Source organism: Streptomyces sp. NPDC001732, assembly GCF_053596315.1.
In genome coordinates, this window is sequence record NZ_JBSFFY010000010.1 from 129,202 (window position 1) to 152,275 (window position 23,074).

Consider the following 23,074-nt stretch of genomic DNA (forward strand, 5'->3'; position numbering starts at 1 on the left):
GACACTTCGGTCTCCGCCGAACCGTTCCGGCCCGGTGGGAACGGCTCTCGGGGAAGCGGAAGAACGGTGGTCGGGCAGGGCGTCGTGGACTTCACGCTCCCTGCCGGACCACCGGAGGCCAGCCGTTAGCGTCTACCCCACAGAACATGTACGCCCGACCGGAACGGAACGCCGCAGTGACCTCTGCCGAGCTGTCCCCACGTCGCCCCTTCCCGCGACGCGCACACGACCCCTCGAAGGCGCGCTGGGGGCGGCTCGGGCGGCTCCCCGTGCCGCTCCTGGTCACCCTCGGTGTTCTGCCGCTCTACGCCGTCTGGTGGGCGGTCTTCGCGACCGGCGGCGGCGACCTCGCGGCGCAGGAGGCGTGGGCGGAGTTCGCGAAGATGTACCCCGGTTCCGCCTACAACCTCTTCTGGTACGGCGGACTGCACACCGTGAACTACAGCGTGATCTCGCCCTATGTGATGGCGGTTCTCGGTGTGGTGCCCGTGACCCTGCTGGCCGGGCTCTCGTCGTCCTGGCTGGCCGCCGCACTCGTCGAGCGCAGCGGGGTGCGCAAGCCCCTGTGGCCCTCGGCGGCGGTGGCGTTCTCGCTGTGGTGCCAGGTGGTGTCGGGGCGGTCGACGTTCATGCTGGGCACGGCCTTCGCGTTGGGGGCCGTGCTCGCGATCGTCAGCGGGCGGCGCCTCGTGGTCGCGGTCGTCTGCGCGGCGCTCTCCACCATGGGCAGCCCCGTCTCCGGGCTGTTCCTCCTGGTGATCGGCGCGGCTCAGCTGCTGTGCCGCGAGTGGAGCAAGGCCGCCTCGCTCGTCGTGCCGCCGGTCGCCGTCGTCGCGCTGACCACTCTGCTGTTCCCGTTCGAGGGCGAGCAGCCCATGGCGTTCAACCGGATCTGGCCGCCGGTGATCCTGTGTGCGGTGATCGTGCTGACGGCGCCGCGCGACTGGCGGGTGGTGCGGTTCGGAGCGGCGGTGTACGCGCTCGGCGTGGTGCTCTGTTACCTGATCGCCTCGCCGATCGGGACGAACGTCGAACGGTTCACGGAGCTGGCGGCCCCCGCGACGCTGCTCGCCATCCTGGTCAACGGCCGCGAGCGGGGCGAGGCGGACGCGCCCCCGGACCGGCTGTCGTTCACCTGGTTCACGCCGCCGCGCCAGCGGGTGGGCTGCGCCGTCGCCCTGGTCCTCTCCCTGCTCTGGCTGTCCGGCAAGACGACCGCCGACATCGTCACCAACACGAAGGTGCCGGACTACGCCGTCAAGACCGACGGCGTCGTCGCCGAACTCCACAAGCTGGGCAGCGAACGGACCCGGGTCGAGGTGGTTCCGGCCCGCGACCACCGGGAAGCGGCCGTCCTCGCCCCCTACGTGAACATGGCCCGCGGCTGGAACCGGCAGGCCGACGTCGAGCGCGGGCGGCTGTTCTACGAGGGACACGGCGGTACCAGCGTGCCGGAGGGCACCTTCTCCCCCACCTCCTACCGTGCCTGGCTCTCCCAGTGGGCCGTGGGCTTCGTCGTGGTCGTCAACGGCCGGCCGGACGGCCCCGCGGAGCTGGAGCACGCCCTGGTGTCGAGCGAGCCCGACTACCTGGAGCGCGTGTGGGAGGACGAGAACTGGAAGATCTACCGGGTGAAGGACGCGACCCCGCTGGTGAGTCGGCCCGCCTCCGTGGTGAAGTCCGACGGCGCCAGCCTCGTGGTGAACATGCCGAAGCCCGGCTCGGTGACCGTACGGGTGGCGTACTCGCCGTGGCTGTGGGCGGACAACGGCTGCCTGGCCGAGGACGGCGAGTTCACCCGGCTGACCGTGAAGAAGGCGGGCGAGGTCCGGCTCGGCTCCGCGTACGGCGGCCCGTCGAACGGCGTGACCCCGGAATGCCCGTGACCGGTGCCCGTCAGGGGGCATGGGCCCGGGGCTACGGCCCCGGGGGCCGTGACGCGGGGGCGTGGCCTCCGACACCGTGCCGCACGGTACGGGGTGCATGCCTCCGTACCGTGATACCGACCGCCGAACTCGGCCCGAGCGCCCTGCGCCGCGAGGCCGTCGGCAGGACCGGACGGCGATTCCATTGCTCCCCGGGACGGCCCGCGCAGCCCCCGGCCGAGTCCGCACACGCTGCAGGGCGCTGAGCCCGGACGGGCTCAGCGCCAGTACGCACAGTCCGGAAACAAGCGACCGAAACGCATCCTGTTACCAATCGAACACAACACGCAAGATCCGTGAAGATCAACTTCCCAAAAGCGAGGAGTTCTTCCGCATGCGTAAAGCCCGCGTGTTCACACTTGCCGCCGCGACCGGCACGCTGATCATCGCCGGTACGGCGGCTCCGGCCTACGCGGCGCCCAGCCCCGCGTCCCTCTGCGGTTCCGGCTACAGCGTCATCGATTCACATGCGCTGTCCTCAAGCCCCGCAGCAACGGCATACCTGCTGTGGAACGGCAGCACGAACTGCGTCGTCACCATACGAGGAACCGCAGGCGGCGCCACCTTGATGCATGCAAAGGTCAAGGTGGAGGGCGGCAGCTGGAAGGTGGACGAGGGCAGCTACACCTCGTACGCCGGACCCGTCCGGGCCGCGGGAAGCGGCAAGTGCGTGATGTGGGGCGGCGGCATCAACAAAGCCTCGTACACCAGCGGTTGGGAACACTGCGGCTGATCCCACGAACGGACGGTGGTTCTCGGGGCCGAGCCCCGAGAACCACCGTCCGTTCATTGTTGGTGCAGCGGGTCAGCCGATCCTGGTCAGCTTCTGGCTGAAGCCCGGGGACTTCAGTTCCTCCTGGAGGGCCACCGGGGCGCTGACCTTGCCCGGTCCGGTGCCCACGGTCACCACGCCCACCTCGGTGCCCGCCGACGCGCTGTGCGGGATCTTCTTGCCGTTGTCCGAGATGGAGAGCTCGACCTTGAGACCCGGCCAGCCCTTCGCCTTGAGGTTGCGGGTCGCGACCACGGCGGTACGGCCGCCGAGTCCGTCGTCCACGTATCCGACGACGTCCCCCTTCTTCACCACCTGGGCCGACGTGACCGCCTTCTGTGCGCCCTTGATCACCTTGAGGCTGTTCTCCAGCGACATGGCGAGGCTGTCGTACGGCTGGCCGGTGCCCGCCTGCTGCCCCATGACGGCACCGTAGATCCAGAGCTTCTTGCCGTCGACGACGGTGTTCGCGGACCAGAGCAGGTTGCCGCCGGCCGGGGTGGACGAGCCGGTCTTGATGCCGCTCACGCCCGGCTCCAGCAGGATGGTGTTGTTGTTGTAGATCACCTGGTCGATGCCCGGGATCTTGATCTGCGGGGTGTCGACGATCCCCCGGAACACATCGTTCTGCATGACCGCCCGGGCCAGCTTGATCTGGTCCTCCGCGGTGGAGACGGTGGCCTTGTCCAGACCACTGGGGTCGGTGTACGTGGTGTTCGCCATGCCGAGTTCCTTGGCCGCGGCGTTCATCTTCGCCACGAACTCCTTCTCGGACGGAGAGTCCCAGCGCGCCAACAGGCGCGCAGCGTTGTTGCCCGAGGGAATCATCAGCAGCTGGAGCAGCTGCTTCTGCGTGAACTGCTGGCCCTTCTTGATCGGCGCCGTCGACTCGTCGTCGCGCTTGGACTCGTCCTCCGCCTGCTGGTCGACGGTGATCTTCTCCCCCTCTTCCTTGCCGGTCAGGGGGTGGCCCTTGAGGACGACGTACGCCGTCATGACCTTGGCGACACTGGCGATGGGCGCGGGCTTCTGCGCCCCCGAGCTGCCCATCGAGCCGACGCCGTCCACGCTCACCGCGGACTGTCCCTGCGACGGCCAGTCGAGCTCCAGGCGCTGGCCCTCGAAGGTGTGGGTGGACTTCACCGACAGGCCCAGTTCGGGGTCCGGGAGCGGGCGCATCATCTGCACGATCGCAAAGACGATCAGCAGGAGCAGCACCAGCGGGGTCCAGATCTTGACCCTGCGGACGGCGGTGCGGACCGGCGTCTCCGGCGGCGGGGGCGTGTTCGTCAGCTCGGCCAACAGGTCGAGCGGCGGCTTCGGCGGCATCGGCTGCTGCGTGGTCCGCTCGGCGGTGCTCAGCGAGGCGGGGGGCGGCGGCCCGGCGGGCGTCGCGGCGGGGACGGGCGCCTCGGGCCTGCGCGGCGCCGGCGCGGGTCGCACGTCGTCCCCGCGCAGGGGGACGAACTTACTGGTCCGCTCGGCGGAGGACTCGGGCTTCGTAGCGGGCTCCGACGCCTGCTTCGAGTCGGGCGAGATGATCTTCAGCGCGGTCGTCGGCTGGTCGACCCGGGCCGCGGCGGGCGCCCTGAAGATGGCCGTCGGCTGGTCGACCCCGCCCTTGTCGTCGCCGTCGTCCTTGGCGTCCTTGGCGTCCTCGTCGGCCTCGTCGGCCTTCTTGGCGCCCTTGGCGTCCTTGTCCGATCCGGCGTCGGCGTCCGCGTCGGACTTGGCGTCGGCAGCACCCGCGGCCTTCTCGCCCTTCGCGTCCTTCTCGTTCTTCGCGTCGGCGTCGGCGGACTCGGACGGGTCGGCCTTCGTCGCGTCCGCATCCGCGTCCCCATCGGCGTCCGCGTCCGCCTCCGGCGCGTCCGAATCGGCCTCGGACCCGGACTCGGCAGGCTCCGGGGCATCGCCCTTCGCCGCCTCCTTCTCGCCGCCGTCCTTCGGCCCGGACTCCTCGCGCGGGGTCTCCGGCTCCTCGGCGGCCTCCGCGACGGTCTCCGCCGCCTTCTCCGCCGTACCGTCCCCCGCGGGCTCCTTCACCGTGTCGGCGCCGGAAGCAGCCGCGTCGGAACCGGGCTCATCGGCGTCGGAAGCAGCCTCGTCGGCGTCTCCGTCCTCGTCCGCAGCCTCGGTCACGTCCGCGCCCACGCCTCCAGAGGCCCCAGAGGCCCCCTCCCGGCCTCCGGCGCCCTTTCCGGCATCCTCCGCCCCTTCAGCGCCCGCGGCGCTCCCAGAACCCTCCGAGCCCTCCGAGCCCTCGGGCTCCTCGGTGTCCGACGGGGACTCCTCGGCGTCGGTCGCCCCGGACCGTTCCGAGTTCCCGTCGTTCCCGGACGGCCGCGTGCGGAAGACGGCCGTGGCCGTGTCCGCCTTGGCGCTCCCGGCGCCATTGGTGCCCTCGGCGCTCCCGGCGCCCTCGCCGTCGGCCCCGTCGGCCCCGGCGAGCGCTCCCGCACGGAACACGGTCGTCGCCGTGTCCGTTCCTCCCGCTCCTCCCGCGGTCACGTCCTCTGCGGACGCTTCACGGAAGACGGCAAGCCGCGGATCGCTTTCGCTCCGAGCCGTCCCCGACGGCTTCTGCTGCTTCGACTTGTCGGGGGACTCGCCCGCCACCGATGCCTCCTCCATGCGGCACGGGGGACACCCCCGCGCTGTCCGAACCATCTACCAGTGTCCTGTGTGAACCACCGGCCCGGCTGCAAGACGGGAACGACATACCTACTGGTTCCCGCACAAAGCACCCAGGCACTCTCGACAGACCAATGTGAGAGGGGTCACCCTGTCATTCATCCACGCGGGGAGGCATGGATGGGCAGGAGCCGCAGAACAATTCCGGAGGAGCTTCTGCTGCTCGCTCTGGACCCGACCACGGGTACCACAGCGCAGCCGCAGTCGCTCGACCTCGGCCTCGCCGGGGCTCAGCTAGTGGAGCTGGCTCTGGCAGGACGGATAGCCCCTGACGGGGATCGTATCGCCGTGGTGATGCCGCGGCCGACAGGAGATCCGACTCTGGACTCCGCACTGGAACTGCTGCGGCGACGCGGCAGCCCGGTTCGGGCGGTCCACTGGATCGGCGGGCCCCGGCTGGGGCTGCGTCAGATCTACCTCGCTCATCTGGAGCGGTGCGGCATGGTGCATGCCGTGGCGGGCCAGATGTGCGGAGTGCTGCCGACAACTCGCTACCAGGCGACGGACACGGCAATCAGCCGGGACATCAGAGCCAGGCTGGACAGTGCGATCCGCACCGGCGTACCACCGGACCCGCGGACCGCGGCGCTCGCCGCGCTGGCCCACGCGGTCGGACTCGGCAAGCACCTGTACCCCGGGAACGAGGGGCGTTCATCGCGCTCCCGGCTCCGGGATCTGATCAGGCACGACCCGATGGGCGGTCTCGTGGCGCACGCCGTGATGGACGTCCAGAACGGGGCGGTCGCACAGCCGCGCCGCAGTCAGGCGGTCGGCGTCCCGTTGCAACCGCAAGTACAGTCGCAGTCCCGCCGCGGCAGCATGGCGCACACCGCGGCCCGTTAAGGACCGCACCGGCGCGCCCGCACCGCAGCACACCGCACCACCGCGCCGCGACGTCACCGCACCACACGGCACGACACCATGACGTCACGGCACCACCGCATCAATCGAATACCGCCGCACCGTCGTCCCCGAAGACCCGGTTCGGGAGCCGCACCAAGCGCGGGGCAGCCGAGACATCGGCTGCCCCGCGCGCATGTGTGTGGCCATTTCCCAGCGCGCCCGGGGGAATTGGTGGCAATCTGCTCAGCAGTAGATACGCACAGCTACATAGCCGGAGGTGCCGTTTCCGTGCCGTCCAACGTCAATCCCACCGTCAGGCGACGCCGGTTGGGCCAGGAATTGCGCCGACTGCGCGAACTCAAGGGCATGACGGCCGAGGAGGTGGCAGAGCGACTGCTGGTCTCGCAGTCGAAGATCAGCCGCCTGGAGAACGGCCGTCGTTCCATCAGCCAGCGTGACGTCCGTGATCTCTGCGGGGTGTACGAGGTCGAGGACCACCGCATCGTCGACTCGCTCATGCAGATGGCCAAGGACTCCCGCCAGCAGGGCTGGTGGCACGCCTTCGGCGACATCCCGTACAGCGTCTACATCGGCCTGGAGACCGACGCGGAATCGCTGCGGGTCTACGAACCCCAGGTGATCCCGGGCCTGTTGCAGACCCGGGGCTATGCCGAGGCGCTGATCAACGGCGCACTGCCGGAGGCCCCGCCGAACGACATCGACAAGCGCGTCAGCGTCCGGGCCCGCCGCCAGGACCGGATCACCGACCCGGAACACCCGCTGCGACTGTGGGCGGTGATCGACGAGTCCGCGCTGCGCCGGCCGGTCGGCGGGAAGCAGGTGATGATCGAGCAGTTGGAGCAACTGGTCGAGCTGTCCCGGCTGCCGCACGTAACCGTTCAGGTGCTGCCGTTCGAGATGGGCGCGCACCCCGGCATCAACGGGCAGTACGCCATTCTGGAATTCCCGGACGCCGCGGACTCCAGTGTCGTCTATATCGAGGGCGTCACCAGCGATCTCTATCTGGAGAAAGCGAACGACGTGCAGCGGTACAGCGTCATGTACGAGCACCTGCGCGCGCAGGCACTGAATGTGGAACAGACCCGGCACTTCATCGCCAGGATCGCGAAGGATTACACCGAACTCCCTGGCGCATGAATTCCGGACAGTCCGAACGCCCCGCGAAGTCCGTAATGCGGGAAATGAAGTGATGTTACGGGAGGGGCGGCGGGAGAGAATACACCGCCGCCCACCCGTAGCGGAAGATATGCAGAACACATACCACCCGGTCGAGTGAACGCCCCCTTCGCGCAAGGAGCTCGACGAGTAGCGTCGATCACACCAAACGGAACGCCGACGGAACGCCGTTGGTGTCATTCACGCGACTCTTTGAACCGGAGTGAACATGGCCATTCGTCAGGGTGCTACGGACAAGTGGACGAAGTCCTCGTATTCCGGGGGCAACGGCGCCTGCGTCGAAGTCAAGTCCCCCGTCGTGCAGGCAATTGACGTACGCGACTCGAAGGCTCCCGAAGGCCCTTCGATCACGTTCGTCCCCGCCGCGTGGAACGCATTCGTGCGTGACGTCGGCAAGGGTGCCATCAACGTCTGACCGATGAATTCCCGCGTTTGCACCGCAGCGCCGTTCCGGTGTTGTTGTCAGCCCTCTCGACTGGTCCGCCGTCCTGGCCGAGGGGGCTCGGCGCGCGCCCCGCAGGAAGTCCCGCAAGGAGCCACGCAGGAAGCCCCGTAGGAAGCCCTGTAGGGAAACACGCAGGGCATATCACTCAACGCAACCGCTCGACGCCACCGGTCGACGCAGTCGCTCGATGCAGCCGCTCAACGCAGCCGGTCGACGTACAGATCGGTTCCCGGCACCGTCGGGATGAACGGCGCCACCAGTTCCACCCGGCCCAGACCGGATTCCGCGACCGCCGCGTCGAGTCCGACGAAGTGTCCGGCCCAGCACTCCCCCGGGTCCTCCTGGAGGAACCACAGCAGGGTCAGCCGGGTGTCGACGCCCTCCACCTGCTTCACGTAGGCCATCCGGTCGCCGGGCAACGGCGTGGGCCGGAAGACGGTCACCATCGCCGCCGGGGAACCGTCCAGCCGCTCCGGCAGGTGTCGCGAGCGCAGCCATTCGAGCAACTCGCCCCGCCGCTCCGGGCCTTCGGCGTCGATCACTTCGAGGACCAGTCCGCGGTAGGGGTGGTCCAGAGCGTGGAAGTCCCGGGGCCCCTCGGCACCGTCCCGGTAGACCGTCGCCTCGTGGCGCTGGAACGCCGTGAACACATGGGTGCGGTCCCGGTGGACGCGGCCGTCCCGGTCGAGCCGTTTGTTGATGCCGACGGTCCACCTCATGTGGTCGTCGTAGCGCCCCTCCGTCACCCAGTACGTGGACAGGTAGCAGCCGGCCCCGACCGGTTCCGCGACCGCGGACCGCTCCGGGTAGCGCAGTTCCCGCAGCTCCCGGGTGGCCACCCAGCGGCGCCCGGCGAACATCCAGGGCATCGCCATCGCGCCCGCGTAGTAGTGGTCGTCCTCGTACCAGCGGTTGTACGCGTACTCGTGTCCCGGGTGCGGTTCGACCATGGTGATCAGCGCGTGGCCGGGACGGACCCCGTACGGTCCCAGTGCGGCCAGTTCGGCGTAGGTGGCGCTCCGCGTCTCGTCGCTCATGCCGTTCCCCTTCCGTACGTGGCGGCGACGCCCTACTCTGACGCACCGTCAGAAGAACTGCCAGTGCCCGGAGGCCGCCGATGTCGCTCGCGGGAAAGACCGTCGTCGTGTCCGGCGTGGGTCCAGGGCTCGGGCATCGGGTCGCGGCGGCGGTCGTACGGGAGGGCGGGGACGCGGTGCTCGGGGCGCGCACCGCCGCGCATCTCGCCCGGTCGGCGGCGAGGATCGACCCCGGGGGCCGGCACACCGCCCATCTGGCCACCGACATCACGGACGAGGCGCGGTGCGAGGCGCTCGCCGCGCTGGCGCTGGAACGGTTCGGGCGGCTCGACGCGGTAGTTCACGTCGCCGCCCTGGACAGCTGTTTCGGCGGGGTCGAGGACGCCGATCTCGACGCCTGGCGGTCGGTGATCGACGTCAATCTGCTCGGCACGCTGCGGATGACCCGCGCCTGCCTGCCCGGCCTCAAGGAGCGGGGCGGCTCGGTGGTGATCATCGGTACGCAGTCCTCGGTGGCCGCGCCGTCCCGGGTGCGGCAGACGGCGTACGCGGCGTCGAAGGGGGCGCTCACCTCGGCGATGTACTCCATGGCGCGGGAGTTCGGCCCGCACCGCATCCGGGTCAACACGGTGCTGCCGGGCTGGATGTGGGGCCCGCCGGTGCAGGCGTACGTACGGGCCACGGCGCGCACCGAGGGCCTGAGCGAGGCCGAGGTGCTGAGCGGGCTCACCGAACGCATGGCGCTGCCCGAACCGGCCACGGACGGCGACGTGGCGGAGGCCGCCGTGTTCCTGGCCTCGGACCGGGCGCGGGCGATCACCGGACAGTCCCTGCTGGTCAATGCCGGTGAAGTGATGCGATAGCCCCACCGCCGAGCGCGCGAGCAGAGAAGCACCGCCGAACAGAGGGGTGCGAGCAGAAAAGCACCGCCGGGCGCGCGGGCGGAGAAGCGCGGACGAACCAAGGGGTGCGGACGTGGCGGCATCCACGCCCGCACCCCGGTCTCTCTCCCCCGCCGCCGCCTTCCTCCCGTACGGGCTCAGCCGCGCGGGTAGCGGGCCAGCCAGCCGGGGGCGGCGGCGGAGGGGTTGTGCAGGGCGGGGCCCTGGGTCATCTCCATGGCGAAGTCGTCGGCGAGCTCCAACAGGGTGGCCCGCCCCTCCAGTTCGACGAGCCAGGCGGGCGGCAGCGCGGTCTCGCCGTGCAGCGTGCCGAGGAGCGCCCCGCACAGGGCCCCGGTGGCGGCGGACGGCCCGCCGTGGTTGACGGCCAGCCGCAGCCCGTGCCGTACGTCCTCGCTGACCAGCGCGCAGTACACGGCGACGGCGAGCACTTCCTCGGCCGAGTCCGTGGTGCCCAGCGACTCGATCAGGGCCGGGCCGGGAATGCCCTGGCGCACGGTGCCGAGGGCCTGCTTCAGCGCCTCGGAGACCGGCTCGTGGCCGGGCTTCTCGGCGAGCAGGGCCAGCGCGTGCTGGACGGAGCCGTCCAGGGTCTCGCCCCGGGCCAGCCCGTGCACCATGACGGCGAAGGCCCCCGCGGAGAGCAGGGCGACGGGATGGCCGTGGGTCTGGGCGGCGCACTCGATGGCGAGCTGGAGGACGAGTTCGGGTTCCCAGCCGACGAGCAGCCCGAACGGCGCGGACCGGGTGAGGGCCGCCGAGTCCCGGGCTGCGGGGTTCTTGGGCTGGTCGAGCGTGCCCATGGTGGCGTCACCGAAGCCGGTGAGGCATTCCCGGGTGGGGTTCCGGCGGGCGTACAGCCACTCCTGCCGGGCGAGCCAGCCGTCCTCCGTGCGGCGTTCGTCGGGCCCCCAGTCGTGCTGCGTGGCCACCCACCGCAGATGGGCGCGGTGCACGTCGGTGGGCGGGTGCCAGGCCCCGATGTCGCGGCGGACCTGGGCCCGGACGAGCCCGTCGACGGTGAACAGGGTGAGCTGGGTGACGGCGGTGACGGTGCCGCGTCCGCCGTGCGCGGGCACGAGGTCGGTGACGGCCTCGGCGCCGTGGGCCTCCCGGATCTCTTCGAGCGTGAGGTCGGCGACCCCGGCCCCGAGCGCGTCGCCGATGGCCCCGCACAGCAGCGCGCCGCGCACCCGGCTGCGGAAGTCCTGCTGCTCGGCACGGCCCCAGACAGCCGTGGTTCCTGTGGTCACCGCGCCCCTCTCCCCGTCGGCCCGACCGCGACTTCGCAGCACTGTAATCGAATGGGAACGGTGGGTCGGGGGGCCGGAAACGAGTACGCGTGGGTATGTGGACGGACGTCCCGCAGGTCGTTTTTGACCGGTGGGCACGGGCCGGGGGTTCCCGGCCCGCCGTCAGTCCGGAAGCAGCGGCAGCAGCTCCGGGAGGTGTCCATCGGACGCCTCCGCCGCCCGCTGCCGTTCCTGCGGGACCTCCCCGTACAGCGTCGTGCGCGGCTTCGCCGGGCGGCCGGCCAGTTCGGCGATGGCGACGAGGTCCCGGACCGACCGGTACGAGCCGTAACTCGACCCGGCCATGCGGGAGATGGTCTCCTCCATCAGCGTGCCGCCCAGGTCGTTGGCGCCCGAGCGCAGCATCTCGGCCGCGCCCTGGGTGCCGAGCTTGACCCAGCTGGTCTGGATGTTGGTGATGTGCGGGTGGAGCAGCAGCCGGGCCATGGCGGTGACGGCCCGGTTGTCGCGGTCGGTCGGGCCGGGCCGGGCGATGCCCGCGAGGTAGATGGGGGCGTTGGTGTGGATGAAGGGGAGCGTGACGAACTCCGTGAAGCCGCCGGTCTCCTGCTGGAGCCGGGCCAGGGTCCGCAGGTGGCCGAGCCAGTGCCGGGGCTGGTCGACGTGCCCGTACATCATCGTGGACGAGGAGCGCAGGCCCACCTCGTGGGCGGTCCTGATGACCTCCAGCCAGGTCGCCGTCGGCAGCTTGCCCTTGGTGAGGACCCAACGGACCTCGTCGTCCAGGATCTCGGCCGCCGTGCCGGGGATCGAGTCGAGTCCGGCCTCCTTCGCGGCGGTCAGCCAGTCGCGGACGGACAGGCCGGTGCGGGTGGCGCCGTTGACGACCTCCATGGGCGAGAAGGCGTGCACATGCATGCCGGGCACGCGTTCCTTCACCGCCCGCGCGATGTCGAAGTACGCGGTGCCGGGCAGGTCCGGGTGGATGCCGCCCTGCATGCACACCTCGACCGCGCCGACGTCCCAAGCCTGTGCGGCCCGGTCGGCGACCTGGTCCAGGGAGAGGCTGTACGCGTCGGCGTCGGTGCGCCGCTGGGCGAAGGCGCAGAAGCGGCAGCCGGTGTAGCAGACGTTGGTGAAGTTGATGTTCCTGGTGACGATGTACGTGATGTCGTCGCCGACCACGTCGCGGCGCAGGGTGTCCGCGATCCTGCACAGCTCGTCGAGCGCCTCGCCCTCCGCGTGGAACAGGACGAGCGCCTGTTCGTCGGTGAGCTTCGTCGGGTCGTCGGCGGCCTGGCCGAGCGCGGCCCGCACGTCCGCGTCGATCCTGGACGGGGCCATGCCGGGGGCGGCGGCCTCGCGCAGCGCCTCCCAGTCCCCGTACACCTCGTCGAAGTCCTCGCGGCGGTCGCCGGTGCGGCCCTCGGTGTCGATGGTGCGGTGCAGGTCGGTGCGGCCGGTGGCACCGAACTCCTCGTCGGGCTCCTGCCAGGGCAGCCCGACGGGGATCGCGCCCTCCTTGGCGAGGCCCGTCTCCGGGTCGGCCAGGGCGCGGACGTGCGGGAGGAGGCGGGGGTCGAGCCACGGCTCACCGCGCCGGACGAACTCCGGGTAGATGGTGAGCCGTTCGCGGAGCGTGAAGCCCGACTCGGCGGTCCTCGCGGCGAGTTCGTCGATGTGCGGCCAGGGGCGCTCGGGGTTCACGTGGTCCGGGGTGAGCGGCGACACGCCGCCCCAGTCGTCGATGCCCGCGCCGATGAGCAGCGCGTACTCGGCGTCGACGAGGTTCGGCGGGGCCTGGATGCGGGCGGACGGGCCGAGGACGTGCCGGGCCACGGCGATGGCGGCGGCCAGCTCCTCCAGCTCGGCGTCCGGCATGCCGCGCATCGCGGTGTCGGGCTTGGCGCGGAAGTTCTGGACGATGACTTCCTGGATGCCGTGGTAGGCGCGGGCGGTCCTGCGCAGTTCGAAGAGGGAGTCGGCGCGCTCCTCGTACGACTCGCCGATGCCGATCAGGATGCCGGTGGTGAACGGGACGTTGGAGCGCCCCGCGTCCTCCAGCACCCGCAGCCGCACGGCCGGTTCCTTGTCCGGGGAGCCGTGGTGCGGGCCGCCGGGCTCGGACCACAGCCGGGTCGCGGTCGTCTCCAGCATCATGCCCATGGACGGGGCGACGGGCTTGAGCCGCTGAAGGTCGGTCCAGCCCAGCACGCCGGGGTTGAGGTGCGGCAGGAGACCGGTCTCCTCCAGGACCCGGATCGCCATGGCGCGCACGTACGCGAGGGTGTCGTCGTACCCCTCGGCCTCCAGCCACTCCCGCGCCTCGGGCCAGCGGTCCTCGGGCCGGTCGCCGAGCGTGAACAGCGCCTCCTTGCACCCCATGGCCGCACCCTCGCGGGCGATGTCCAGCACCTCGTCGGGCGACAGGAACATCCCGTGGCCGGCGCGCCGGAGCTTGCCGGGGACGGTGACGAAGGTGCAGTAGTGGCACTTGTCACGGCAGAGCCGGGTCAGTGGGATGAAGACCTTGCGGGAGTACGTGATGACCCCCGGCCGGCCCGCGGCTTCGAGCCCGGCGTCGCGCACCCGGGCGGCCGAGGCGGCGAGATCCCGCAGATCCTCGCCCCGCGCCTGGAGCAGGACGGCGGCCTCGGCCACATCGAGAGCGACACCGTCGCGGGCCCGCCTGAGGGCACGCCGCATGGCATTGGTGGTCGGACGTCCGCGCTGAGGATCGGTCATGGTCCCGAGCATACGAGCGACACCCACGCCCCGGACCAGGGCATCTGCCGCCCACCGGCGCCGGGGGCCCGGGGCCGCTTCCCCGGAGCCTTGGGAACGGGCACGAGGAAACGGGCACGAGGAAACGGGCCGGGGAAACGGGCCGGAGGAGTGGGCTCAGGACGCGGGCTCAGGACGCGGGGGCCGCCAGGGCGAATTCCTCCGGCAGTCGCGGCGGGGAGCCCTGGGTCCACACCACCCGCAGCGCCGAGGCGGAGATCCGCCAGCCGTCGGCCGTCCGGACCAGTTCGGTGTCGGCGTGCCCGGCGGAGACGAAGAGACCGCCCGAGCCGTCCGCCAGGACGTGGGTGCTCAGCTGGGCGCCGCGGGCGGTGGCCCGGTCCCCGTCGACCTCGACGACCGCGTTGGTGCCCAGGTGCACGGTCCGGTCGAACAGCGCCATTGCCCGCCGGATGTGGGACAGCAGGGCGTCGCGGCCCTGGACGGTGCCGATGGGCATCTCCGCGGTGACGTTCTCGGTGTGGAACGCCCGCGCCCACTCCTCGTCGAAGACTCCCTCGTCCAGGGAACGCAGGTAGCGGTCCAGCAGGTCGGTGATCTCGGCACGGTCGGTCAGGGCTCGCAGCTGTCGCCGCATCTCTTCGATGTCCATGACGGAAGACTCCTGCCTCAAGCACGCTTGAGGTCAAGGCGCTCCCCGGCCCCCTTACCTCCGGCGTAATCGACGCCCCACCGCCTCCCTGACAGGCTCGTCCGCATGACGACATCCACGACCCGCACCACGACCGCGGACACCACCCGGGCCACCGTCCAGGAGTTCCTCGCCCTTCGCCTCTCCGGGGACACCGAGGCGCTCACCGCGCTCTTCACCGACAAGGTCGACTGGCTGCTCGCGGAGAACCCCTCGGTACCGTGGATCAAGCCCCGTTCCACCGCCGCCGAATGCGCCTCCCAGTTCGCGGAGCTGGCCGAGCACACCGTGCCCGAGGACGCGCGGGCGTCCGTCGACACCTTCCTCGTCGACGGCACCGACGCCGTGCTGATGGGACACCTCTCGGGCACCGTCCGCGCGACGGGCAAGTCCTTCGAGGGCCCCTTCGCGCTGCACATCACCGTCGAGGACGGCCGCATCAGCCGACTCCACCTGTACGAGAACAGCCTGTCGATCGCGCAGGCGTGCACCCCCTGACGGCGAACCCACCCGCGTGTCCCTCTCCCTCAGCCGGTGCGGAGAACCCGGAAGCGACCGGGTTCCGCCGGGTCCCGGTCGACGACCTGGACCGGTGCCCAGACCCACTGCCGCACGCCGATGCCCTGCGCGCGGGAGAACCGGATCGGTCCGCGCGTGCCCTCGACCTCCACCCGCGGCCACGCCCCGGCGACGGCCGCCCGGTCCGTACCGTGCGAACGCATCACCTCCGCAAGGACGGTGACGGCGTCCCAGCCCTCGAAGGCGACGAAGGAGGGCGGGGCGCCCAACTGCTCGCGAAGCTCCTTGCCGACACGCTCGCCGAGCGGACCGAGGCGCTCGGGCAGGTAGCGCAGGAACGGGACACCGGTACCGCCCTCGCCCAGCGCCGCCGCCCATCCGGCGAACTCCGGCTGCCCGGCCGGAGCACCGATCAGGATCTCCGCGAGCCTCCGGTCGCCCCGGACCGCCCTGACGATCGGCACCGCGGGCTCCGGATGCCCGACCAGCAGGAGGAGCGCCGTCGCACCGTGGTCGACGAGCGCGTCGCACAGGGCCTCGGGGGCGAGCGCGTTCGCGTCGAGTTCGACGACGGTGCCGCCGCGGGAAGCGAGGTGGTCCCGCAGGATGCGGGTCCCGGACGCCCAGTAGACGCTCGGCTGGGTCACCACGGCGACCCGGCTCCGGCCCTCGCCGAGGAGGAAGTCCGCGTAGATCCGCCAGCCGTGGGACTGCGCCGGGCACAGGCGCGCGACCCACTCCGTCGGCTCCTCGGTGAGCGCGTCGAGCACCGCGGACGAACAGAGGAACGGTACGCCGAGGGCGTCGGCCCGTGCGGCGGCGGCGCGGGCGACGACGCTGTGGTACTCGCCCACCACGGCGGCCACGCCCAGCCCGGCCAGTTCGTCCACCGCCGCCTCGGCCCGCTCCGGATCGGCCGCGGTGTCCCGGACCACCAGCTCCAGCGGCCTGCCGTCGATCCCGCCCGCTCCGTTGACCTCGTGGACGGCCAACTCCATTCCGGCGAGCAGGTGTTGACCCGCCTCGGCCCAGCCGGGCCGCGTCAGCGGGGCGAGAGCCCCCAGGCGGACGGACGGGCCGCCCGCGTTCTCCGCTCCGGACAGCGACGGCGAGGGCGAGAGCGAAGGCTGCGGTGACGTGTTCATCGGGTGGCGTCTCCCCTGGACGATGAGTTCGCGGCCCCGCCCGGACCGCGCACCGGCCGGGCGGGCCGGGCGATCGTCCGGTCATTGGAACCACCGCCACCGCCCCGCGCAACCAATTATTCGCCCACCGGAACGCCGGGACGCCGACCCCTCCGCCACAACACCCACCGCCACAACGCCTGCCACCACAACGCACGAAAACCGGTGGAGCAGCGCCGCCGTACGCGATTACCGTGCTGCGGCACCCAGTTGTCCAGGTAAGGACGTGCCGTTGTACACCCTGTGAGACCTCCCGAGCGCTGAATCGTCGCGCGTCGCGCCTGTGCGCCGCGCTCCTTTTTGCTGCGGACTTCTCACTGAAACCGGTGTACTTCTGTGCTCGAAAACTGGGTGGTCATGCCCACCTGCCTGCCAGTCGTTCTTCGCCGTTGCCACACGTGCGCGTCCGGCCGTTTCCGGGCGAACGGCAAATTCCGCGTCAACGCGAACCACAAGCTCATCGACGCCTGGCTCCTCGTGCTCTGTACCGCTTGCGGGGAAACCGCGAAGCTCACGGTCCTGGAGCGGGTCAACGTGCGCTCCGTACGGCCCGAGCTGCTGGACCGGATGCACAACAACGACCCTGCTCTGGCAGCCGATTTGCTGCAGGATCCGGTCGTACGGCGCCGCAATCGCATCGCCCTCGACTGGGACAACGCCTGGCGTCTCGACACCGGCGGACCGGCCCGCCCGGCCCACCCGGAGCACCAGGACCGCGAGGTGCTCGACGTCTCGGTCCGCTCCGCGGCGCGGATACCCGTCCGGCCGACCCGTCTGATCGCCGAGGGCTGCGGTCTTTCGCGGGCCGAGGTCGAGAGGCTGATCACGGAGGGGAAGATCGTCTCGGTGGCCCGGCTGAACAGCAGGATCTCCGGCGACTTCACCTTCACGCTCAAACGCTGAACCCTCCCCTGGTTCAGGGACCTCTCCTGCTTCAGGGGCCCTGAACCAGGGGTACCGGTCGTCACCGGCACTGTCTGTCGGCGTGCCGGCAGTGCCGGTGACGGCCTGCAGCCGAAGGAGCGCCGGGAGGGGCCGTTCGCCGTAGGGTGAGGGGCGGCCGATGGCGGTCCCCGACCGGTGGCCGGACGGGCGGGCTCAGGGCCTGCCGAGAATGCGCCGCGCGAGCCGGGGCAGGGCCGTGGCGAGAGTGGCCGGCTGGGGCAGCCGGTTGACCACGGACAGCGTCGTCCGCCCGGGGACAGGAGAACGGACGATCCGGTCGCCGGGGGCCGCGTACCAGTGGGCTGCGAGTTCGGGCACCAGGGCCGGGCAGCGGCGGTGACGTGCCACTCGCAGTGTCGTCTCAAGGGTTGCGCCCGGACGCGGCACCGCTCCGAGCGAGGAGAGTCGTTGGCGCACCACCTCGCCGGCCAGGTCGATCGTGCTGTACACGACGATGCGGCCGGCGAACGGGCGGGTGCCCGCTACCAGGTCCGGGGCGCCGTCGGGCAGTACGACCACGAGGGGGCAGTCCCCGACGATGGACCGCTGCAGCCCACGCGGTACGACGGTCTGCTCGGCGATGGTGACGAACGCGGCGTCCAGCAGCCCTTCGTGCACCTGCCGCAGCAGGGTCGGTCCGTGATCGACCTCGGGGTGCACGGTCACGCCGTCCAGTTCGACGTCGAGCGCGGTGAACACCATCGGGCTCAGCGCCTGGATCGTGCCCACGGCCAGGGTGGGAGCATCGACCGCGGCCAGGGCCCGTTCGGGCAGTGCGTCCAGGTGCGCCAGCAACTGTGCGCTCTGGCGGGCCAGTTCCCGGCCCGCGGCCGTGGGGCGGGCGCCCGTGGTGTCCCGGTCGAACAAGCCGGTGCCGAGACGGCGCTCCAGCGCGATCAGGCGACGGCTCGCCGAGGGCTGGGAAACCAGCAGTTCCCGGGCGGCGGCACCGACCGAGCCGTGCCGGGCGACCGCCTCCACCAGCTGCAGGTCGTCCACCGAGAAGCGTGAGGTCATGCCCTCAGCGTATGAGCGGGACGGCTGCACCGCTCCCTACCGGCGCAGCCGCCGTCGATCAACGATCGGTGCATGCACAGATCACTGCTCGTCCTGACGGCCGTCACCTTTCTCACCTGGATCGGAACCCGCCTGGCAGCCATCGCCCTCCCCCTGGTGGCGCTCGCCGAGACCGGGGAGGCCTGGACCACCGGGCTCGTCGGCGGCGTGGCCGGGCTGCCGCTGCTGACCGTGGGCTGGTGGGGCAGGCGCCTGCGCGACCGGCTGACCTCCGGGCGGGCCCTCACGGTCGTGATGCTGCTTCAGGCGGTCGGCCTGGCGGTGGTCCCGGGGGCCGCGTTGGCCGGGCAGGTCGGGGCGGTCGCGCTGTGTGTCTCCGGGCTGGTCACCGGTGTTGCGGGAGCCTTGCTGCATCCGGCACAGCGGGCCCTGGTGGCAGACCTCGCCGATGTGGGGAGACCTGCCGATGCTCCGTCGTCGGCTCCGCGGTGGCTGGCGTGGCAGGACCTGGCCCACCGGGTCTCCATGGTCTTCGTGCCTCCGCTCGGGGCGTGGCTCGTGGTCGCCTGGGGTGCCGTGCCACTGCTGTGGTGCGAGACGGTCGCGGTCGTGCTCGGAGCAGCCGCCGTACTAGCAGTGCCCGCGGCGGCCACGGGCCCCGGGCCCGGCGACGGCGCTCGGCCCGCGTTCGACAGCCCGGCCGACAACGAAGCCGACGAAACCGACCGAGCCGCTGGAGCCGCCTCGATGACGGCAGTCCTGCGCGCCTTCCCCCAGCTCGCCGCAGGCATCCTGATGGCCGGGGTCGGCGGAGTGTGCTGGTTCGGATTCAGCCTGGGGCTGGCGGTCCTCGGCGTCGAGCTCGAAATGCCGGGGGCGCTGATCGCCGCAGGGATGAGCGGCTACGGCTCGGCTTCCGTGCTGACCTCGTTCCTGGTGCCCGTGGTGATCGACCGGCTGCCTCGGATGAGGACGATGGCGGTCTCCTGGGCCGTGCTCGGCCTGGCGTTCGCGCTGATTCCGGTGGCCGCTCCGAACCTGGCGCTGATCGCGGCAGTGGCGGCCCTGGGAGGTGCTGCGATGCCCTGGGGAATCGCAGCACTGAACGCGCTGATCAGTGAGCAGACCTCCGGCGCCCAGCGGCGGGCGGCCTTCACCGCCGAGGCCGTCCTGCACTCCGGCGGGACCTCCCTCGGGCTGCTGGCCGGTGGAGCCGTCATCGGCTGGGCCGGAGCCGGGCCGGTTCTCGTCGTGACGGGCCTGGTACAGATTCTTGTGGCTGCCGCAGGACTGCTGCACGGCATGCGGGCCCCCTCCCGGGCCGGCCGCACCCCACGAGAACGAACAGCCGCCGGCTGAACCCATTTCAGAAGGAGTTCTCGAAGGCTTGAGGCTACGAAACCGTGGCCAGCTCGGCCCACACCGTCTTGCCGACGCCCCGGTCCCTCACCCCCCACGAGGTCGCCAGCGCCCCCACCAGGTACAGGCCGTACCCCGATTCCGCACCGAGGCAAAAAGGCCGCACCTCGGGCACCCTCTCGCCCCGCGCGTCCGACACCTCGACACGGAGCGTGCCCGCGAGAACGAGAAGCCGCAGCTCGAAGTCCCGCCCCGGCACGAGCCCGTGCACCACCGCGTTGGTCGCCAGCTCCGACACCACCACCGCGACGGCGTCGGAGAGCCCGCTCCCGTACGGCATCCCCCATGCGTCGAGCTGCTGCACGGCAAGTCGGCGGGCGAGCCGCGCCCCGCGACGGGTGGCGCTGAAACGTTGGACGAACTCGGAGCCCACAAGGGTGATTTCGGCGTTCATGTGACTCAGCGTGTCTGGTCCCTCGTACGCTGACCAGGATTGACGTCACGACGCCGAGTAGCTGTACGGGCACACCCGGTGGGCTGTACGGGGCGTCGGCCGTGACCGGGCGGACCAAGGAGCGGTGCGGGGCGAATGGCGAACACGGAACGCGAGGAGCGGCCGGAGCGGCCGGAAGAATCGGACGGAACGGCGCACCTCTTCAAAGCGCTGGGCAAACAGATCAAGGTGCTGCGCGAACGCGCGGGCATGAGCCAGAGGGGCCTGGGCCTCGCAGCCCACTGTGGAGAAGACCTGATCTCCGCGATGGAGCGAGGCGTACGAACGCCGCAGCCGGATTTCCTGATCCGCGTGGACCCGCTCCTCGACGCGGGCGGTGTGCTGTGTGCCGCCGTCGACGAGGTACGGGAGGCTCTGTCGAAGTCGCGGACCCGACATCCGGGTTGGTTCCGCGACTTCGCGCGAGTGGAAGCCGATTCCGTAGCACTCCACGAGTACAGCAACCAGGCAATCCCTGGTCTGCTCCAGACAGAGGATTACGCACGGGCGGTGTTCACGAAACGGCGCCCCTTGCTCGACGAGCAGACCGTGGAGAAGCGCGTAGCAGACCGACTGGCCCGCCAACAGATCTTCGAACGCTGGCCCGCGCCGACCCTCAGCTTTGTGCTGGAAGAAGTGGTCCTCCAGCGGCCTCTCGGCGGTCGCACCGTTCACACCGGCCAACTGCATCGGCTGCGCCACATCGGCCAGATGCGGACGGTCGAGCTCCAGGTCATGCCGACTGGGCTGGATGAACATTCCTCGATGGACGGCCCCTTCACCCTGCTCACGCCGAAAGGGCGCAACGAGGCTGCATACACAGAGATTCAAGGGCATGCCCGCCTCATCACCGACCCAGAAGAGGTCCGCTTGTTCAGCGAACGTTATGGGATCATGCGGGCGCAGGCTCTCACCCCCAGGGAGTCCTTGGCGCTGATCGAAAAGATGCTGGGAGAGCTATGAACACCGAGCAACTGCACTGGTTCAAGAGCAGCTACAGCGGCGGGGAAGGTGGAACTTGCATCGAGGTCGCCTACGACTGGCGCAAGAGCAGCTACAGCAGCGGCGAGGGCGGCAACTGCGTCGAGGTGGCAACCTGCCCCGCCACCGTCCACGTCCGCGACTCCAAGGACGTCCAGGGTCCCCACCTCGACGTCGCCCCCGCCGCCTGGGCGGCCTTCGTCACGTACGCGCAGCAGGTCTGAGCACACCCCGATACGCCCGACACGCCTGGTCACGCACCGGGTCGCGACAGCCGCGACCCGGTGCACCGCGTCCCGGTCGGCCGGGACGCGGTGGGCCCCGACGTAAAAAGCTTCAAAGGCTTTGGGAAGAAGAAATTCCCCAAACCCAACCCTCTCCCTGGTCACGCACAGGAGCCCACGGCAACCCGCAGGAGCCCGTCACTCGCGCGGGTGAGGTTTGCCAACTGAGCTGGATTTTCTGGTGGTTCGCAGGCATATGCTCGCCGCGACAACCCCAGACATGCGTCGGCCCCCGGCCGGGAGTACGAATCCCATCGCCGAGGGCCTGACCACCGAGGAAGTTCGGAGCTTCCCGATGGATACACAGCAGGTTAGCGCGCCCGTGCGCGCTCCGCGTCCCGTTCTCGCGGACGCCTCGCCGAAGTTCGGCGTCATGCACGTCAAGGCCAGGCTCACCGGTCACTTCACCGTGCTGGGCAACCAGCTCACCCAGCACCGCGAGCTCTCCCTGCCCGCCATCGGGCTCTCGGCCCACATCCAGTCGCTTCCCCCGGGAGCGCGGATCGGCATCAAGTTCCTCGCCCAGCGCTTCCCCGACAGCGAGGCCCGTATCGCCGCCGCGCTGCGCGAGCTGGAGGTCCACGGCTTCCTGCGCCGCGTCCGCGAACGCCTCGCCGACGGCCGGGTCGTCACCCGCACCTACTCGTACAACCAGCCGCACGGCAGCACTCCCCCGCGCCCGACCCGGGTTGCACCCCCGACCCCCGCGCCGACTCCCGTACCGGCCGTGGCGGAGGCTCCGACCACTCCTCCACCCGCTCCGGCGTCCCCGCCGCCGCTCCCCCGGCCCCGCATCCGGTTTCCCCAACTCCTCCACGCAGCAACAGAGTTACTGGCAGACCTGCACCACCACACGCCCCACATCGCCCTCACCACGCAGGACATCACCCTCCTCGCCCCTGCCGTGGCGGCCTGGTTCGAACGCGGTGCCACCCCGGCGGACCTCCGCCGCGCCCTCACCGACGACCTCCCCCGCCCTCTCCGGCACCCCGCGAAACTCCTCCGGTACCGCCTCACGGCGCTCCTGCCGCCCCCGCCACCCGCCGCCGCTCCCCGTACCGTGCCGCTCCAGAACTGCGACCGGTGCGACCGCGCCTTCCGCTCCCCCGCCCCGGGCAACTGCCGCGACTGCACAAAGGACCTGCCGACTGGCGCGTCTGGCGTACCCGGCTCGTCCGGCGCATCTGGCGCATAGGTCGTCGTGGCGTGCGAGCGCCACGCGCCCGGGGGGTTCAGCCGTCGTTCGGGTCGAGCGTGCGGGCGAGTCGTGCGAGCAGGTCTCCGAGGTGCGCCCGCTCGTCCTCGTCGAGCCCGGCAAGGAGTCGGCGCTGGTTGTCCAGATGGACGGCGATGAGCTCGTCGGTCAGCGCGACGCCCTCCGCGGTGAGGGTGACGAGGCGCCCGCGCGAATCGGTCTCGGCGACGGTCCTGGCGACCAGACCGCGGGCTTCGAGCCGGTCGACCCGCTTGGTGATCGCGCCGGTGGTGACCAGGACGGTGCGGCTGAGTTCGCCCGCGGACAGCGTGTAGGGCTCGCCGGAACGGCGAAGCGCCGCAAGCACGTCGAAGTCGCCGTTCCCCAGGTTCGCGGCGCCGAAGGGCGGGCGCAGTCGCCGGTCCAGGTCGTCGGAGAGCCGCAAGAGCCTGCCGATGACGAGCATCGGCGTCGCATCCAGATCGGGGCGCTCGCGCTTCCACTGTTCGACGATGGCGGCAATGGCGTCTACCTGCATGCCTTCACTGTATCTTCCACGGATGATAAAACATCTTCCATGGAAGATGTTTTCG

The 23,074-nt window shown here is 70.9% G+C and carries 21 protein-coding genes; 12 read left to right on the forward strand and 9 right to left on the reverse strand.

Annotated elements, in window-relative coordinates; all coding sequences use genetic code 11:
• Positions 1-269: 269 nt before the first annotated feature.
• Complete coding sequence (locus tag ACWCXX_RS13730) at positions 270-1,886, forward strand: hypothetical protein (protein WP_451126825.1); 1,617 nt, start codon at positions 270-272, stop codon at positions 1,884-1,886.
• 373 nt (positions 1,887-2,259) lie between these two features.
• On the forward strand, positions 2,260-2,658 hold the full coding sequence (locus tag ACWCXX_RS13735) for an acetyltransferase (RefSeq protein WP_451126679.1): 399 nt from the start codon (positions 2,260-2,262) through the stop codon (positions 2,656-2,658).
• Between the two features lie 72 nt (positions 2,659-2,730).
• Here ACWCXX_RS13735 and ACWCXX_RS13740 read toward each other — a convergent pair whose 3' ends face one another.
• Entirely contained in the window at positions 2,731-5,331 is a 2,601-nt protein-coding gene (locus ACWCXX_RS13740) for a D-alanyl-D-alanine carboxypeptidase family protein (protein WP_451126681.1), read from the reverse strand.
• A 180-nt stretch (positions 5,332-5,511) separates the two neighbouring features.
• On the opposite strand from ACWCXX_RS13740, the gene ACWCXX_RS13745 reads away from it, so the two are divergent.
• The 3 genes from ACWCXX_RS13745 to ACWCXX_RS13755 all read left to right on the forward strand — a co-directional run bounded on the left by ACWCXX_RS13745 (position 5,512) and on the right by ACWCXX_RS13755 (position 7,846).
• Positions 5,512-6,234 (forward strand): GOLPH3/VPS74 family protein, encoded by a 723-nt coding sequence (locus tag ACWCXX_RS13745; protein ID WP_451126683.1) that lies wholly within the window; start codon positions 5,512-5,514, stop codon positions 6,232-6,234.
• 288 nt (positions 6,235-6,522) lie between these two features.
• Positions 6,523-7,392 (forward strand): helix-turn-helix domain-containing protein, encoded by an 870-nt coding sequence (locus ACWCXX_RS13750; protein ID WP_451126685.1) that lies wholly within the window; start codon positions 6,523-6,525, stop codon positions 7,390-7,392.
• A 247-nt stretch (positions 7,393-7,639) separates the two neighbouring features.
• Positions 7,640-7,846, forward strand: a complete 207-nt coding sequence (locus tag ACWCXX_RS13755) for a DUF397 domain-containing protein (RefSeq protein WP_451126687.1) — start codon at positions 7,640-7,642, stop codon at positions 7,844-7,846.
• Between the two features lie 227 nt (positions 7,847-8,073).
• On the opposite strand, the gene ACWCXX_RS13760 is transcribed toward ACWCXX_RS13755, so the two are convergent.
• Positions 8,074-8,913, reverse strand: coding sequence for a hypothetical protein (locus ACWCXX_RS13760; RefSeq protein ID WP_451126689.1), 840 nt, complete (start codon positions 8,911-8,913; stop codon positions 8,074-8,076).
• An 80-nt stretch (positions 8,914-8,993) separates the two neighbouring features.
• Here ACWCXX_RS13760 and ACWCXX_RS13765 point away from each other — a divergent pair, with 80 nt between their 5' ends.
• Positions 8,994-9,776 (forward strand): SDR family oxidoreductase, encoded by a 783-nt coding sequence (locus tag ACWCXX_RS13765; protein WP_451126691.1) that lies wholly within the window; start codon positions 8,994-8,996, stop codon positions 9,774-9,776.
• Positions 9,777-9,952: 176 nt separating this feature from the next.
• Here ACWCXX_RS13765 and ACWCXX_RS13770 read toward each other — a convergent pair whose 3' ends face one another.
• The 3 genes from ACWCXX_RS13770 to ACWCXX_RS13780 all read right to left on the reverse strand — a co-directional run bounded on the left by ACWCXX_RS13770 (position 9,953) and on the right by ACWCXX_RS13780 (position 14,465).
• Complete coding sequence (locus tag ACWCXX_RS13770) at positions 9,953-11,068, reverse strand: ADP-ribosylglycohydrolase family protein (RefSeq protein WP_451126693.1); 1,116 nt, start codon at positions 11,066-11,068, stop codon at positions 9,953-9,955.
• Between the two features lie 162 nt (positions 11,069-11,230).
• Complete coding sequence (locus ACWCXX_RS13775; RefSeq protein ID WP_451126695.1) at positions 11,231-13,813, reverse strand: bifunctional FO biosynthesis protein CofGH; 2,583 nt, start codon at positions 13,811-13,813, stop codon at positions 11,231-11,233.
• A 169-nt stretch (positions 13,814-13,982) separates the two neighbouring features.
• Complete coding sequence (locus ACWCXX_RS13780) at positions 13,983-14,465, reverse strand: nuclear transport factor 2 family protein (protein WP_451126697.1); 483 nt, start codon at positions 14,463-14,465, stop codon at positions 13,983-13,985.
• Between the two features lie 105 nt (positions 14,466-14,570).
• Here ACWCXX_RS13780 and ACWCXX_RS13785 point away from each other — a divergent pair, with 105 nt between their 5' ends.
• The gene (locus ACWCXX_RS13785) at positions 14,571-15,002 is read left to right on the forward strand and encodes a nuclear transport factor 2 family protein (RefSeq protein ID WP_451126699.1); all 432 of its coding nucleotides are present in this window, start codon (positions 14,571-14,573) and stop codon (positions 15,000-15,002) included.
• A gap of 29 nt (positions 15,003-15,031) precedes the next feature.
• Here ACWCXX_RS13785 and ACWCXX_RS13790 read toward each other — a convergent pair whose 3' ends face one another.
• Complete coding sequence (locus ACWCXX_RS13790; RefSeq protein WP_451126701.1) at positions 15,032-16,168, reverse strand: ABC transporter substrate-binding protein; 1,137 nt, start codon at positions 16,166-16,168, stop codon at positions 15,032-15,034.
• A 375-nt stretch (positions 16,169-16,543) separates the two neighbouring features.
• On the opposite strand from ACWCXX_RS13790, the gene ACWCXX_RS13795 reads away from it, so the two are divergent.
• A complete protein-coding gene (locus ACWCXX_RS13795; protein WP_451126703.1) occupies positions 16,544-17,110 on the forward strand; it encodes a DUF1062 domain-containing protein in 567 nt (188 codons plus the stop codon).
• Between the two features lie 195 nt (positions 17,111-17,305).
• Here ACWCXX_RS13795 and ACWCXX_RS13800 read toward each other — a convergent pair whose 3' ends face one another.
• Positions 17,306-18,169: a LysR family transcriptional regulator gene (locus tag ACWCXX_RS13800; protein ID WP_451126705.1), complete on the reverse strand. Its 864-nt coding sequence runs from the start codon at positions 18,167-18,169 to the stop codon at positions 17,306-17,308.
• Between the two features lie 72 nt (positions 18,170-18,241).
• On the opposite strand from ACWCXX_RS13800, the gene ACWCXX_RS13805 reads away from it, so the two are divergent.
• On the forward strand, positions 18,242-19,528 hold the full coding sequence (locus tag ACWCXX_RS13805; protein ID WP_451126707.1) for an MFS transporter: 1,287 nt from the start codon (positions 18,242-18,244) through the stop codon (positions 19,526-19,528).
• Between the two features lie 34 nt (positions 19,529-19,562).
• Here the strand turns inward: ACWCXX_RS13805 and ACWCXX_RS13810 are convergent, their stop codons facing one another.
• A complete protein-coding gene (locus ACWCXX_RS13810; RefSeq protein ID WP_451126709.1) occupies positions 19,563-19,982 on the reverse strand; it encodes an ATP-binding protein in 420 nt (139 codons plus the stop codon).
• A 135-nt stretch (positions 19,983-20,117) separates the two neighbouring features.
• Between ACWCXX_RS13810 and ACWCXX_RS13815 the strand changes: the two genes are divergently transcribed.
• The 3 genes from ACWCXX_RS13815 to ACWCXX_RS13825 all read left to right on the forward strand — a co-directional run bounded on the left by ACWCXX_RS13815 (position 20,118) and on the right by ACWCXX_RS13825 (position 22,481).
• The gene (locus tag ACWCXX_RS13815; protein ID WP_451126711.1) at positions 20,118-20,984 is read left to right on the forward strand and encodes a helix-turn-helix domain-containing protein; all 867 of its coding nucleotides are present in this window, start codon (positions 20,118-20,120) and stop codon (positions 20,982-20,984) included.
• Positions 20,981-21,226 (forward strand): DUF397 domain-containing protein, encoded by a 246-nt coding sequence (locus tag ACWCXX_RS13820; protein WP_451126712.1) that lies wholly within the window; start codon positions 20,981-20,983, stop codon positions 21,224-21,226. The genes ACWCXX_RS13815 and ACWCXX_RS13820 overlap by 4 nt, the downstream gene beginning before the upstream one ends.
• Before the next feature lie 355 nt (positions 21,227-21,581).
• A complete protein-coding gene (locus ACWCXX_RS13825) occupies positions 21,582-22,481 on the forward strand; it encodes a helix-turn-helix domain-containing protein (protein ID WP_451126714.1) in 900 nt (299 codons plus the stop codon).
• A gap of 37 nt (positions 22,482-22,518) precedes the next feature.
• Here the strand turns inward: ACWCXX_RS13825 and ACWCXX_RS13830 are convergent, their stop codons facing one another.
• Complete coding sequence (locus ACWCXX_RS13830) at positions 22,519-23,019, reverse strand: MarR family winged helix-turn-helix transcriptional regulator (RefSeq protein WP_451126716.1); 501 nt, start codon at positions 23,017-23,019, stop codon at positions 22,519-22,521.
• Positions 23,020-23,074: the final 55 nt, after the last annotated feature.

Excerpts from the sequence above, each read along its gene's own strand:
- ACWCXX_RS13740 (WP_451126681.1), bottom strand. The coding sequence starts at position 5,331 with ATGGAGGAGGCATCGGTGGCGGGCGAGTCCCCCGACAAGTCGAAGCAG.
- ACWCXX_RS13745 (WP_451126683.1), top strand. The coding sequence starts at position 5,512 with ATGGGCAGGAGCCGCAGAACAATTCCGGAGGAGCTTCTGCTGCTCGCT.
- ACWCXX_RS13820 (WP_451126712.1), top strand. The coding sequence starts at position 20,981 with ATGAACACCGAGCAACTGCACTGGTTCAAGAGCAGCTACAGCGGCGGG.
- ACWCXX_RS13810 (WP_451126709.1), bottom strand. The coding sequence starts at position 19,982 with ATGAACGCCGAAATCACCCTTGTGGGCTCCGAGTTCGTCCAACGTTTC.
- ACWCXX_RS13785 (WP_451126699.1), top strand. The coding sequence starts at position 14,571 with ATGACGACATCCACGACCCGCACCACGACCGCGGACACCACCCGGGCC.
- ACWCXX_RS13775 (WP_451126695.1), bottom strand. The coding sequence starts at position 13,813 with ATGACCGATCCTCAGCGCGGACGTCCGACCACCAATGCCATGCGGCGT.
- ACWCXX_RS13790 (WP_451126701.1), bottom strand. The coding sequence starts at position 16,168 with ATGAACACGTCACCGCAGCCTTCGCTCTCGCCCTCGCCGTCGCTGTCC.
- ACWCXX_RS13760 (WP_451126689.1), bottom strand. The coding sequence starts at position 8,913 with ATGAGCGACGAGACGCGGAGCGCCACCTACGCCGAACTGGCCGCACTG.
- ACWCXX_RS13780 (WP_451126697.1), bottom strand. The coding sequence starts at position 14,465 with ATGGACATCGAAGAGATGCGGCGACAGCTGCGAGCCCTGACCGACCGT.
- ACWCXX_RS13765 (WP_451126691.1), top strand. The coding sequence starts at position 8,994 with ATGTCGCTCGCGGGAAAGACCGTCGTCGTGTCCGGCGTGGGTCCAGGG.
- ACWCXX_RS13825 (WP_451126714.1), top strand. The coding sequence starts at position 21,582 with ATGGATACACAGCAGGTTAGCGCGCCCGTGCGCGCTCCGCGTCCCGTT.
- ACWCXX_RS13815 (WP_451126711.1), top strand. The coding sequence starts at position 20,118 with ATGGCGAACACGGAACGCGAGGAGCGGCCGGAGCGGCCGGAAGAATCG.
- ACWCXX_RS13800 (WP_451126705.1), bottom strand. The coding sequence starts at position 18,169 with ATGACCTCACGCTTCTCGGTGGACGACCTGCAGCTGGTGGAGGCGGTC.
- ACWCXX_RS13830 (WP_451126716.1), bottom strand. The coding sequence starts at position 23,019 with ATGCAGGTAGACGCCATTGCCGCCATCGTCGAACAGTGGAAGCGCGAG.
- ACWCXX_RS13805 (WP_451126707.1), top strand. The coding sequence starts at position 18,242 with ATGCACAGATCACTGCTCGTCCTGACGGCCGTCACCTTTCTCACCTGG.
- ACWCXX_RS13755 (WP_451126687.1), top strand. The coding sequence starts at position 7,640 with ATGGCCATTCGTCAGGGTGCTACGGACAAGTGGACGAAGTCCTCGTAT.
- ACWCXX_RS13735 (WP_451126679.1), top strand. The coding sequence starts at position 2,260 with ATGCGTAAAGCCCGCGTGTTCACACTTGCCGCCGCGACCGGCACGCTG.